The sequence below is a fragment of the Cellulomonas sp. genome, from assembly GCF_035634735.1.
Classification (GTDB): domain Bacteria; phylum Actinomycetota; class Actinomycetes; order Actinomycetales; family Cellulomonadaceae; genus Cellulomonas.
In genome coordinates, this window is sequence record NZ_DASQCJ010000187.1 from 1 (window position 1) to 12,369 (window position 12,369).

The 12,369-nt window shown below is 74.4% G+C and carries 11 protein-coding genes; 2 read left to right on the top strand and 9 right to left on the bottom strand.

Annotated elements, in window-relative coordinates:
• The 6 genes from VER05_RS15240 to prfB all read right to left on the bottom strand — a co-directional run.
• Positions 1–501: cell division ATP-binding protein FtsE (locus VER05_RS15240; protein WP_324846182.1), on the bottom strand; the 501-nt coding region annotated here is incomplete at its 3' end.
• Between the two features lie 193 nt (positions 502–694).
• Complete coding sequence (locus VER05_RS15245; protein ID WP_324846183.1) at positions 695–1,966, bottom strand: ROK family protein; 1,272 nt, start codon at positions 1,964–1,966, stop codon at positions 695–697.
• Between the two features lie 27 nt (positions 1,967–1,993).
• Positions 1,994–3,271: a sugar ABC transporter permease gene (locus VER05_RS15250; RefSeq protein WP_324846184.1), complete on the bottom strand. Its 1,278-nt coding sequence runs from the start codon at positions 3,269–3,271 to the stop codon at positions 1,994–1,996.
• Entirely contained in the window at positions 3,268–4,131 is an 864-nt protein-coding gene (locus VER05_RS15255) for an ATP-binding cassette domain-containing protein (RefSeq protein WP_324846185.1), read from the bottom strand. The genes VER05_RS15250 and VER05_RS15255 overlap by 4 nt, the downstream gene beginning before the upstream one ends.
• A gap of 92 nt (positions 4,132–4,223) precedes the next feature.
• A complete protein-coding gene (locus VER05_RS15260) occupies positions 4,224–5,339 on the bottom strand; it encodes a sugar ABC transporter substrate-binding protein (protein WP_324846186.1) in 1,116 nt (371 codons plus the stop codon).
• Between the two features lie 229 nt (positions 5,340–5,568).
• The gene (gene prfB, locus VER05_RS15265) at positions 5,569–6,687 is read right to left on the bottom strand and encodes a peptide chain release factor 2 (RefSeq protein ID WP_324846187.1); all 1,119 of its coding nucleotides are present in this window, start codon (positions 6,685–6,687) and stop codon (positions 5,569–5,571) included.
• 81 nt (positions 6,688–6,768) lie between these two features.
• On the opposite strand from prfB, the gene VER05_RS15270 reads away from it, so the two are divergent.
• The gene (locus VER05_RS15270) at positions 6,769–7,698 is read left to right on the top strand and encodes an aldose 1-epimerase family protein (RefSeq protein ID WP_324846188.1); all 930 of its coding nucleotides are present in this window, start codon (positions 6,769–6,771) and stop codon (positions 7,696–7,698) included.
• A 173-nt stretch (positions 7,699–7,871) separates the two neighbouring features.
• Here the strand turns inward: VER05_RS15270 and VER05_RS15275 are convergent, their stop codons facing one another.
• The 3 genes from VER05_RS15275 to VER05_RS15285 form a co-directional block, all read right to left on the bottom strand.
• The gene (locus tag VER05_RS15275) at positions 7,872–8,738 is read right to left on the bottom strand and encodes a M15 family metallopeptidase (protein ID WP_324846190.1); all 867 of its coding nucleotides are present in this window, start codon (positions 8,736–8,738) and stop codon (positions 7,872–7,874) included.
• 260 nt (positions 8,739–8,998) lie between these two features.
• Positions 8,999–10,057, bottom strand: a complete 1,059-nt coding sequence (locus VER05_RS15280) for a hemolysin family protein (protein ID WP_324846191.1) — start codon at positions 10,055–10,057, stop codon at positions 8,999–9,001.
• Positions 10,054–11,382 (bottom strand): hemolysin family protein, encoded by a 1,329-nt coding sequence (locus VER05_RS15285; protein ID WP_324846193.1) that lies wholly within the window; start codon positions 11,380–11,382, stop codon positions 10,054–10,056. The genes VER05_RS15280 and VER05_RS15285 overlap by 4 nt, the downstream gene beginning before the upstream one ends.
• 186 nt (positions 11,383–11,568) lie before the next feature.
• Between VER05_RS15285 and VER05_RS15290 the strand changes: the two genes are divergently transcribed.
• Positions 11,569–12,369 (top strand): response regulator transcription factor, encoded by an 801-nt coding sequence (locus VER05_RS15290; protein ID WP_324846194.1) that lies wholly within the window; start codon positions 11,569–11,571, stop codon positions 12,367–12,369.

Sequence of the window (12,369 nt, forward strand, 5' to 3'; positions counted from 1 at the left end):
GCCGGTGGGCTCGTCGGCCAGCAGGATCGCCGGCCGGTTCACGAACGCGCGGGCGATGGCCACGCGCTGCTGCTCGCCGCCGGACAGCTCGTGCGGGCGGCGCTTCTCCTTGCCGGCCAGGCCGACCATCTCGAGCACGTCCGGCACCGTGGTGAGGATGTGGTGCCGCGGCTTGCCGATCACCTGGAGCGCGAACGCGACGTTCTCGAACACCGACTTGTTGTTGAGCAGCCGGAAGTCCTGGAACACCGCGCCGATCTGGCGGCGCAGGTGCGGGACCTTCCACGACGACAGGGTCGTGAGGTCCTTGCCCGCGACGAAGACCTTGCCCGCCGAGGGCCGCTCCTCGCGCAGCGCGAGGCGCAGGAAGGTCGACTTCCCGGAGCCCGACGCGCCGACGAGGAACACGAACTCGCCGCGCTCGACCTCGAGGCTGATGTGGTCGAGCGCGGGGCGCGCGCCGCGCGCGTAGACCTTGGTGACGTTCTCGAATCTGATCACGGGGTTCTGCGGCCAGCCGGTCGGGGACTGAGGGCGTGCGGAGGGTGGTGCGGGACCTGGCCGCGTCGAGCGTAGGCAGCGGCCCGTCGTGACCCGTCCGTGACACGCCGGTCGCCGCCTGTGAGAACGACCGCGCCGCCCGGATCGCGTAGATCGTCCGGTTCTCCCGGCCGCACGGGGTCGGGCGGCCCGGTCAGGCCGGGTCCGCCGCCGGCTCGCCGCCGCGCGGGCGCGGGACGAGGGCCGCGCCCGCCCGCAGCGCCTCGACCGTGCCGACCGGGTCCTCCAGGACGTCCGCGAACGCGACCTCCGCCGCCCCGACGAGCTGCGCGTCCGACCCGAGCCCGGACCGCACCAGCACGGCCTGCTCCCGGATCGGGCCCAGCGCCCGGGCGTAGGTCGACTCCAGCGCGGGCTCCATCGTCGGGTACAGGGCGCCGAGGGTCCCGCCGAGCACCACCACCGCCGGGTTGAACAGGTTCACCAGCGTGGCGAGCCCGGTCCCGACCCACTCCCCCGTCCGCCGCACCCCCGCCACCGCGCGCCGGTTGCCGACCGCCACGTCCGCCAGCACGTCCTCGATGTCGGACTCGCGCGGGTCCCGGCCCGCGGCGCGGATGATCGCGGCGTCGCCGATCTCGGCCTCCCAGCAGCCGCGGGCGCCGCACGCGCACGGCCGGCCGCCCGGGCGCACGACGATGTGCCCGACCTCCCCGGCGTACCCGCCGACGCCCTTGAGCAGCTCGCCGTCGACGACCACGCCGCCGCCCACGCCGGCCTCGCCGCGCACGTACAGCACGTCCCGGAACCCGCGGCCGGCGCCGCGCAGGTGCTCCGCCACCACGCCCAGGTCCCCGTCGTTGCCGACCGTCACGGGCAGCGTGCCGCCGGTCGCGGACCGGAGCAGGTCGGCGAACGGCACGTCGAGCCAGCGCAGCGACGGCGCGCGCCGCACCAGGCCGTCCGGCTGCCGCACGCTGCCCGGGACCGACACGACGACGCCCAGGCAGACCGACCCCGGCGCCGCGCGCGCCTGCATCTCCGCCGCGAGCCCGGCCACCAGCGCCACGACGCCCGCGACGTCGGACGGGTCGGTGCGGTGCAGCCGCCGGCGCACCTGGAGCAGGAACCCGCCGAGCCCGACCGCCGCCGCGCCGACGCTGGACTGCGTGACGTCGAGCGCGAGGACGTGCGCGCTGGTGCTGACCGGCTCGACCACCAGCGACGGCCGGCCCTTGCCCCGCACGACGCCCGGCCGCTCCCGGACCAGGCCGACCCGAGCCAGCTCGGAGGTGAGCGCCCCGACCGTCGAGCGGTTGAACCCCGTCGCCGCGACGATGTCCGACCGGGTGGCGGCCCCGCCCACGTGCAGCTGGCGCAGCACCGCCGACAGGTTGGCCCGGCGCACCTCGTCCGGGCCCGAGGCGTCCGCGCGCCGCACCGGCGGGCCAGCACCGAGCCGCACGGGCCGCCCTCCTCGTCGTCGCCGTCCTCAGACGCGGCCGGTCGCGCGCGCCCGGCGGCGGGACAGGGCGTCCACGGCCGCCGCCAGCGCGAGCACGCCGCCCGTCACCACGTACTTGACGCCCGCAGAGTAGCCGAGCAGGCCCATCCCGTTGTCGATGACGGCGATCACGGCGCCGCCGATCAGGGCGTCGACGATCCGGCCCTTCCCGCCGAACAGCGACGTGCCGCCGATGACCGCCGCGCCGACCGCGTACAGCAGCACGTTGGAGCCGCCGGCGTTCGGGTCGACCGACGTCGCCCGGGACGCCGCGAACACGCCCGCGACGCCCGCCATCGTCGAGCAGATGAGGAAGCAGAGCTGGCGGACCACGGCGACCGGGATGCCCGCGCGCCGGGTGGCCTCGGCGTTGCCGCCCACCGCGTACACGTGCCGGCCGAACGCGGTCCGGGTGAGCAGGAAGCCCAGCAGCAGCGCCAGCACCGCGAGGATCGGGACGACGATCGGCACGCCCTGGATCGACGTGCGCGCGGGGTTGAGGCTGCGCTCCTGGTTCAGCACCGCCACCAGCGCGAGCACCACCACCGCGACCACGACCACCTTCGTCGCTACCAGGCCCAGCGGCGGGGTGACCAGCCCCCGGGCGCGGCGGTGCCGCCAGGTGCCCAGCGACTGCACGGCGTACGCGGCGACGGCGAGCACGGCGATCGCCCAGCCGACCAGCGGCGGCACGTTCTTGTTCTGGATCGCCAGGATCACCGGGTCGGTGATCGACACGTTGCCGCCCGAGCCGATGATGAGCAGCACGATGCCCTGGAACGCCAGGAACGCCGCCAGCGTCGCGACGAACGACGGGATGCCGACCCGCGCCACCAGCAGGCCGATGAGCAGGCCGATCACCGCTCCGGTCGCCAGCGCCGCAGCCAGCGCGGCGTACCAGGGCCAGTGCATGTCGGTGAGCGTCGTGGCCAGCACCGCGCCGCAGACGCCCGACGCGAACCCGGCGGACAGGTCGATCGCGCCGAGCAGCAGCACGAACACCAGGCCCATGCCGATCGTCATGACGACCGCGCCCTGCTGGAACAGGTTGGCCAGGTTGAGCGCGGACGGGAACGTGTCCGGCTTCGCGACGGTGAACGCCGCCACCAGCACGGCGAGCGCGAGGACCGCCGGGAGCGAGCCCATGTCGCCGCCCCGGACCTTGCGGACGTAGGCGTTCAGCGCCTCGGCGAACGTCGGCTGCTCGACCGCGCCGGTCAGGGGCGAGGACGGCGTCGAGGGCGGGGTCAGGGTCGGGGTGGTCACGGCTGCACGCTCCCGTCGGGTCCGGGCCGGCCGTCGGCGGCGCGCGACGGAGGCGGCGGCGGCGCGGCGGCCGGGGCGCGGTCGCCGGCCGTCCCGCTGGTGATGAGCTCGATGACCTGGGCCCGGCTGGTCTGCGCGGTGCGCACCTGCGCCGCCGTCTGCCCGAGGTAGAGGACGCAGATCGCGTCGGCGACCGCGAACACGTCGTTCATGTTGTGGCTGACCAGCACCACCGCGAGGCCCGCGTCCGCGAGCCGCCGGACCAGATGCAGCACCTGCTCGGTCTGCGCGACCCCGAGCGCGGCCGTCGGCTCGTCGAGGATGACGAGCGTCGAGTTCCACAGCACGGCGCGCGCGATCGCCACGGTCTGCCGCTGCCCGCCGGACAGGCTCGCGACGTGCTGCCGGATCGACCGCACCGTCCGCACCGACAGGGACGCCAGGACCTCGGCGGCCCGGGTCTCCATCGCGTCCTCGTCGAGCCGGATGCCCTTCTTCAGCTCCCGGCCGAGGAACATGTTGTGGACGATGTCGAGGTTGTCGCACAGCGCGAGGTCCTGGTAGACGACCTCGATCCCGAGCTCGTTCGCCGCCGCGGGGTCGGCGATGTGCGCGGGGCGGCCCTGGAACCGCACCTCCCCCGCGTCGAACGGGAAGATGCCGGCGACGCACTTGATCAGCGTCGACTTGCCGGCGCCGTTGTCGCCGACCAGCGCGGTGACCTCGCCGGGGAGCGCCACCAGGTCGACGCCCCGCAGGGCGTGCACGGCGCCGAAGTTCTTGTGGCCGCCGCGCACCTCGAGGGTCGGCGGCGGGGACAGGTCGGGATCGGCCGGGGTCTCGGCCAGGACGTCGGTCATCGTCCACCTCGCGTCGTCGCTGGGGTGCCGGGGGCTGTGGGGGGGGTGCCGGACGGCCGGCCCCGCGCGGGGCCGGCCGTCCGGGGTCGGGGTCAGGAGATGCCCGCGGAGGCGCACGCGTCGGCGAGCGCCTCGGTGCACACGTTCTCCTTGGTCGTGTAGCCGTCGGCGATGACGTCCTTGACGTTGTCGAAGTAGATCGCCTCGGGCTTCAGCAGGACCGAGTCGACCTCCTGGTCCGTCTCGGTGTCCGTGACCGTGCCGGTGGCCAGGTCCGCCGTGTCCCCGCCGGTCGCCAGGGCGACGGCCAGGGCGGCGGCGGCGTCCGCCTCCTTCTTCACGGCCTTGTAGACCGTCATGCACTGGTCGCCGGCCAGGATGTTCTGCAGCCCCTGGTCGGTGGCGTCCTGCCCGGTGACGGGCACGGTGCCGTTCACGCCGTTCTTCTTGAGGATGGCGATCGCGGCGTTGCCCAGGCCGTCGTTGGCGGCGAGGACGCCGTCGATCTTCCCGCCGGTCTCGGTGTACATCTGCTCGAAGATCGTGCCGGCCTGCTGGTTGTCCCAGTCGGGCACGGCCTGGTCGGCGACGACCGTGTAGTCGCCGCCGTCGGTCTTCGCCTGGAGGGCCTCGACCGCGCCCTGGTTGAAGAGCGTGGCGTTGTTGTCCGTCGGCGAGCCGTTGAGGAACGCGATGTTCGCAGTCGTCTTGCCGGCGTCGGTCAGGCACTTCTCGAGCCCCTGCCCCTGCAGCCTCCCGACCTCGACGTTGTCGAACGACACGTAGAAGTCGGCGCCGCCGCCGAGGGTGAGCCGGTCGTAGTCGATCGTGGCGATGCCCTGGGCCTTCGCCTTGTCGAGCACCGCCTTGCCGGAGCCGGAGTCGAGGTTGACGATCATCAGCACGTTCACGCCGCTGGTGATCATCTGGTCGGCGATCGTCTGGAACTGGGTCTTGTCGCCCTGCGCGTTCTGGATGTCGTAGTCCACGCCCGCGTCCTCGAAGGCCTGCTCCAGGTACTTGCGGTCCGCGGTCTCCCAGCGTGCGGAGGACTTGGTGTCGGGCAGGATGACGCCCACCTTCGCGGTCGACGCCGAGGTGGTCCCGCCACCGCCGCCACCGCTGTCGTCGTCGCTGCCGGCGCACCCGGCCAGCAGCAGTCCGGTGGCCGCAACGGCCGCCGTCGCCAGGAACATGCCTCGTCGCATCGGTCCCCCTCGCGTCGGTCCGCGTCCGGGAGCACACCTCCTGTGCCCGTGGCGCAGAGAATGTTGCGAGCCACAACATAGAACCGCCGACCCGCGGCGACAAGGGGTTCCGCCGAACCTGGTCCCGACCTGTGACCAGGATGTGGCGCGGGCGTCCCGGGGTCCGGACGCGCCGAGGGCGCCGCACCCGGTGGGGTGCGTCGCCCTCGGACCGTGCGCGCGGGGTCCGTCAGGCGTCGACGGACGCCTGACGGCGCCAGCGGATGCCGGACTCGATGAACCCGTCGATGTCGCCGTCGAACACCGCGGACGTGTTGCCCACCTCGTGCTCGGTGCGCAGGTCCTTGACCATCTGGTACGGGTGCAGCACGTAGGACCGCATCTGGTCGCCCCAGGACGCCTTGATGTCGCCCGCGAGCTCCTTCTTCTTCGCGTCCTCCTCGGCCTTGCGGACCAGGAGCAGGCGCGACTGGAGCACGCGCAGCGCGGCGGCGCGGTTCTGGATCTGCGACTTCTCGTTCTGCATCGACACGACGATGCCGGTCGGGATGTGCGTCATGCGCACCGCGGAGTCGGTCGTGTTGACCGACTGGCCGCCGGGGCCGGACGAGCGGAACACGTCGACCTTGATCTCCGACTCGGGGATCTCGATGTTGTCGTCGCTCTGCTCGATCAGCGGGATGACCTCGACCGCCGCGAACGACGTCTGCCGGCGGCCCTGGTTGTCGAACGGCGAGATGCGCACCAGGCGGTGCGTGCCGGCCTCGACGGACAGGTGCCCGAACGCGTACGGCGCCTTCACCTCGAACGTCGCCGACTTCAGGCCGGCCTCCTCCGCGTACGAGGTGTCGAGCACCGTCGTCGGGTAGCCGTGCCGCTCGGCCCAGCGCAGGTACATCCGCATGAGCATCTCGGCGAAGTCCGCCGCGTCGACGCCGCCGGCGCCCGCGCGGATCGTCACGACCGCCTCGCGCTGGTCGTACTCGCCGTTCAGGAGGGTCCGGACCTCGAGCTCGCCCAGGTCCTTGCGGATCCCGACCAGCTCCCCCTCCGCCTCGGCGAGGGTCTCGGCGTCGCCGCCGTCCTCCGTCGCCATCTCGACGAGGGTCTCCAGGTCGTCGATCCGCGCGCCGAGCCTGTCGACGCGGTCCAGCTCGGACTGCGCGGCGCTCAGCGCGCTGGTCACCTTCTGGGCGGACTCGGGGTCGTCCCACAGGTCGGGGGCGGACGCCTGCTCGGAGAGGTCGGCGATCTTCGCCCGGAGGGCCGTGGGGTCGGACACCGCCTGGATCGACTGCAGGGTGCTGCGCAGGTCGCGGATCTCGGCGGGGAAGTCGGTGGCTGCCACGACGGTCCAGGCTACCGGCTGCCGGGCGGTGCGGGGGCACCGGAGCCGTTCGCCCGACCCGGGACCCCCGGCCGCTACGGTGTGAGCGGGAACACGCCCGCACCCTCCGGACAGCAGCACGCCCTCGTCCACGGCGCCCACCGCGCCGTGATCACCGAGGTCGGGGCCAGCGTCCGCGCCTACAGCGTCGGCGGCCGCGACGTCGTGCTGCCGTTCGACGAGTCCGACCTCGCGCCCGCCTTCTCCGGCGCCGTCCTCGCCCCGTGGCCCAACCGGCTGCGGGACGGCCAGTACACCTGGGACGGCACCGACTACCAGGTCGCCGTCACCGAGCCCGACCGCATGACCGCCCTGCACGGCCTGGTGGCCCAGGTCCGGTACGCGAAGGTCGCCTCGGAGTCCGGCCCCGACGGCGACACCTCCGTCACGCTGCGCCACGACCTGGTCCCGACGCCGGGCTACCCGTGGTCGCTGCGCGTCGACGTCACGTACGCGCTGTCCGACGCCGGGCTGCGCGTGCACGTCGCCGCGACCAACCTCGACGCGACCGCCGCGCCGTACGGCATCGGCTTCCACCCGTGGCTGTCCCCCGGCGACGCCGCCGTGGACGACTGCACGCTGCGGGTCGACGCCACGTCGCAGGTGACGGTGGACGACCGCCTGCTCCCGACCGGCACCCGCCCGCTGTCCGGCGCCGAGGACCGCACCACCCCGCAGCCGCTGGCCGGCGTGGCGCTGGACGACGCGTTCGTCGACGTGACCCGCGACGGCGACGGGCTGTCCTGGATCGTGCTGGGCTCCCCCGACGGCCACGGCGCGGCGATGTGGATGGACGAGTCGATGGACACCTGGCAGGTGTGCACGGGCAACGGCATCCCGAAGATCGCCCGCCGCGGCGTCGCCGCCGAGCCGATGAGCTGCATCGCGGACGCGTTCCGCACCGGCGAGCGCCTGGTGCGCCTCGAGCCGGGCGCCACGCACGAGGTCACCTGGGGCATGACCCTGGTCTGACCGGCGTTCACCGCCCGGGCGCCGAGATAGGGCCGTCCGCCCGAGACAGGACCGGGGACGGTCCTATCTCGACGCGGAGGCCCTATCTCGGCGCAGGGGGCGAGCCCCGCACGCGAGAACGGCCCCGCCTCCCTGGGGAGGCGGGGCCGTTCCGCGTCGTGCGTGCGGGGGCGTCAGCCGTAGTACTCGCCGTCGGCCATGACGCCCTTGGTGTACTCCCAGTGCCAGCGCTCGTACGGGCCGGAGCCGCCGGGCTGCGCCCAGTCCGGGTTCTCCCAGCCGAACACGGGGGCGTTGTCGTTGAGCCACTCCCACTGCGCGCCCGTGGTCTGCGAGGTGCACAGGTCGACCGCGAGGCCCCACCCGTGGTTGCTGCGGCCGGCGGGCGCGGCGAGCGAGCCCTTGGCGGCCTTGACCGCCCGCTGCTCGGCGAGGGTCCGGTAGCCGCTGGACAGGCACAGGTCGGTGCCCCACCGGGTGACCCACATGGCGTTGAGCTCGGCGAGCGCCTCGGCGGCGTCCGCGCGCAGCTGCGTCTTGCCGTCCCAGAGGTAGCAGAGGTCGGACTGCGGGACCTGCCCGTTCGCGCTGGCCGGGTTGGCCTCGCCGTCGCAGCCCGGCAGGATCTCGCGGTCCTGGCTGCGGCTGACGTCCACCTGCGCGCGCAGCGCGGTCGCGTCGCTCGACACGAGGGAGGCGGGCGGCAGCACCGAGGTCGCGGAGGAGGTCAGCGCCTCGACCGTGCTGGGCAGCGTCGCGTCGGCCTCGGCGTCGGTGAAGCCGTCCTCGCTGCGGGCCGCGCCCTGGGACAGAGGGATCGCCACGGTGACGGCCGCGAGCGTGACGAGCACGCCGGCGCGGGTGCCCCACCGGGCCAGCGGGCTGGTGCGCCGCCGGTGGTCGGCGACGACCGCCACCGGGGCGGCGTCGGCGGACGGGGCGGCGGGCGCGGCGGCGGCGGGTCGCGTGCGGCCCGCCTCGCGGAGCTGGCGGCGGGTGGGGGCGCCGGCGTCGGCGGGCTGCACGCGGTGCGACGCCACGGGACCTCCGAGCTCACGGGCAGGCGGCGACGAGCCGCCGACGGACGAGGGGCGCCACCCGGGAAGGGCGGGGGCGCTGGGAGCGCGACCGCCGGGGGGATCCGGGTGGACGATCACGAAACCATAACGGCACCGGGGGGCCCGTTCCAACCCCCTGACCGGGGGGTAGCTGACGGATCATCGGCGTGTCGCCCTGGTTCACCCACCGGGACCACCCGGTCGTGTGACGAAGGTCCCACGATCGGCCCCGTACCGACCGCTCAGGCGCCCGCGCGGTGCCGGAAGGCGCCCCGCTGCATCGCGTCCCGGACCTCCCCGACGAGCTCCTCGAGGATGTCCTCCAGGAAGACGACCCCCACGGCCCGGCCGCCGTCCTCCACGCGGGCGAGGTGCACGCCGGACCGCTGCATGGCGGCCAGCGCCTCCTCCACCTCGTCGCCCGGCGCGACCACGGCGAGCGCGCGCACCCGCCAGGTCGGCACCGGGAGCCGGCGGGAGCCGTCGTCCGCGTACAGGACGTCCTTGACGTGCAGGTACCCCGTGGGGCCCCCGTCCCGGCCGAGCACCGGGAACCGGCTGTACCCGGTCCGGGCGACCAGCCGCTCCACCTCGTCCGGGGTCGCGTCGACCGGCACCGTGACGAGGTCGGCGACCGGGACCATCACGTCGGCGGCGGTGCGGTCGGAGAACTGCAGCGCGCCGGACAGCAGACCCTGCTCGTCGTCCAGCAGGCCCTCCGCCTGCGACTGCTCGACGATCGACTGCACCTCCTGGGCGGTGAACGCCGACGCGACCTCGTCGCGCGGGTCGACCCGGAACAGCCGCAGCACGTGGTTCGCGATCCAGTTCAGCGCCGCGATGACCGGCCGCACGATCCGCCCGAGCCACACCAGCGGCGGGCCGAAGACCAGCACCGCCCGGTCCGGGCCGGACACGGCCAGGTTCTTCGGCACCATCTCGCCGAGCACGACGTGCAGGTAGACGACGACCAGCAGCGCCACCACGAACGCGATCGGGTGCGCGAGGCTCGTGCTGACGCCGACCGCGTGCAGCGGATCCTCGATCAGGTGCGCGATCGCCGGCTCCGCCACCAGGCCGAGGCTGGTGGAGCAGACCGTCACGCCGAGCTGGGCGCAGGCGAGCATGAGCGACACGTGCTCCATCGCCCAGAGCACCGTGGTCGCGCGCCGGTCGCCGGCCGCGGCCAGCGGCTCGATCGCGGAGCGGCGCGCGGAGATGATCGCGAACTCGGCCGCGACGAAGAACGCGTTCCCGGCCAGCAGCGCGACCGCGAGCGCCAGGGCCACCCCGGGGCTCATCGCGCGCCCCCCTCGGCGTCGGCGGCGGCCCGGGCGGGCTGCACCACCACGCGCTCGACCCGGCGGCGGGCCATGGTGTCGACGCGGAGCACGACGTCGCCGGCCACCACCTCGTCGCCCGCCTCGGGCACGCGGCCCAGCGCGGCCATGACCAGGCCGCCCAGCGTCTCGTACGGGCCGTCCTCGGGGACGACGAGCCCGGTGGTCTCGGTGAGCTCGTCGGGGCGCAGCAGGCCGGACACCACCCAGGCGCCGTCAGCCCGCCGGGAGGCCGCGGTGCGCCGGCGGTCGTGCTCGTCCGCCACGTCGCCGACCAGCTCCTCGACGACGTCCTCGAGCGTCACGACGCCCGACGTGCCGCCGTACTCGTCGACGACGACCGCCATCTGCATGCCGTGCTCGCGCAGCTCGACCAGCAGCGGGCCCAGGTGCACCGTCTCCGGCACCCGGGGCGCGTCGATCATCAGGGCGGCCGCGGGCACCTCGTGGCGCCGCTCGTACGGCACGCCGATCGCGCGGCGCAGGTGCACCAGGCCGACGATGTCGTCGGAGTCGTCGCCGATCACCGGGAACCGCGAGTGCCCGGTCTCGCGGGACAGCCGCACCACGTCGGCGGCGGTGTCCGCGCGGCGCAGCGTGACGACGCGCTGCCGGTCGGTCATCACGTCGACGGCCGTGAGGTCGGTGAACTCGATGGAGTTGGTCAGCAGGGTCGCCGTCGACTCGTCGAGGGTGCCCTGCTGCGCGGACCGCTTCACCAGCGCGGCGAGCTCCTGCGGCGAGCGCCCGCCGGACAGCTCCTCGCGCGGCTCGACGCCCATGCGGCGCAGCAGCGCGTTGGCGCTCGAGTTGAACAGCGTGATGAGCGGGCGCAGCGCCGAGGTGAACCCGGCCTGCAGCGGCGCCACCCACCGGGCCGTGCCGAGCGGGCGGCTGATCGCGAAGTTCTTCGGCACGAGCTCGCCGAACAGCATGGAGAACCCGTTGACGAGGACCAGGGTGACGACGAGCGCGACCGCGCCGCCGATCGCCGGGCCGAGGAACGACCCGCGCAGCGGCTCGGCCAGCAGCGCGTTGACCGCGGGCTGGGTGGTGTAGCCGAGCAGCACCGTGGTCACGGTGATGCCGACCTGGGCGCCGGACAGCTCCGTGGACAGCCTCCGCAGCGCCTTGAGCACGCTCTGCCCGCGCCGGTCGTCGGGCCGGGTCTGGCCCTCCACGACGCCCGGGTCGAGCGTGACCAGGGAGAACTCGCTCGCGACGAACACCGCGGTGCCGGCGGTGAGCACGACGCCGAGGGCGACGAGCAGCCAGTCGGTCAGCACGGGTCACCACCGACGGCGCGCGGGCGCGGCGGAGCCGGGACGCGTGCGAGGTGGGTCAGGAGGCAGGAAGGGCCGGCATGGTCTCCCCCGGGCGCGTCGGCCCGGGCGGGACGCCGGCAGCGACTTGAGCTGCTCATGGTGGCGCAATCATACGAAACCTCCACACCGGCGCTCTACGCTGGCGGGATGACCTTCGCATCCCGCCCCGGTGCTGGTGCCGGAACCCCCGCGGGCGCCCCCGGCGCCGCGTCCACGTCGGTCCTGGTGGTCGAGGACGAGCCGGCCATCGCCACGGCCGTCGCGCGCCGGCTGTCCGCCGAGGGCTGGCAGGTCGAGACGGTCGGCGACGGCCTGCAGGCGGTCGACGCCGCCGCGCGGCTCGCGCCCGACGTCGTGGTGCTCGACGTGATGCTGCCCGGCATCGACGGACTTGAGGTGTGCCGCCGGATCCAGGCGGACCGCCCGGTGCCCGTCCTCATGCTGACGGCGCGCGACGACGAGACCGACATGCTCATCGGCCTCGGCGTCGGCGCCGACGACTACATGACCAAGCCGTTCTCGATGCGGGAGCTCGTGGCGCGGGTGAAGGCCCTGCTGCGCCGCCAGCAGCGCGCCGCCCTGGCCGCCGAGCTCGCCGCCGCCGGCTCCGAGGCCGCCGAGCCGCCGGTCGCGGTCGGCGACGTCGTCATCGACCGGGCGCAGCGCCGCGTGCACCGCGGCGGCGAGGAGGTGCACCTCACGCCCACCGAGTTCGACCTGCTGCTCGCCCTCGCCGCGAGCCCGCGCACCGTGCTCACCCGCGAGCGCCTGCTGGCCGAGGTCTGGGACTGGGTGGACGCGTCCGGGACCCGCACCGTCGACTCGCATGTGAAGGCCCTGCGCAGGAAGCTGGGCGCCGACCTGATCCGCACCGTGCACGGCGTGGGCTACGCCCTGGAGCCGGCCGCCGGCCCGGGCGCGTCGACCCCCGGAGGCGGCTCGGCGTGA

Bases quoted from the DNA above. Each gene is read 5' to 3' on its own strand.
- VER05_RS15255 (WP_324846185.1), bottom strand. From the start codon at position 4,131: ATGACCGACGTCCTGGCCGAGACCCCGGCCGATCCCGACCTGTCCCCG.
- VER05_RS15260 (WP_324846186.1), bottom strand. From the start codon at position 5,339: ATGCGACGAGGCATGTTCCTGGCGACGGCGGCCGTTGCGGCCACCGGA.
- VER05_RS15280 (WP_324846191.1), bottom strand. From the start codon at position 10,057: ATGAGCCCCGGGGTGGCCCTGGCGCTCGCGGTCGCGCTGCTGGCCGGG.
- VER05_RS15290 (WP_324846194.1), top strand. From the start codon at position 11,569: ATGACCTTCGCATCCCGCCCCGGTGCTGGTGCCGGAACCCCCGCGGGC.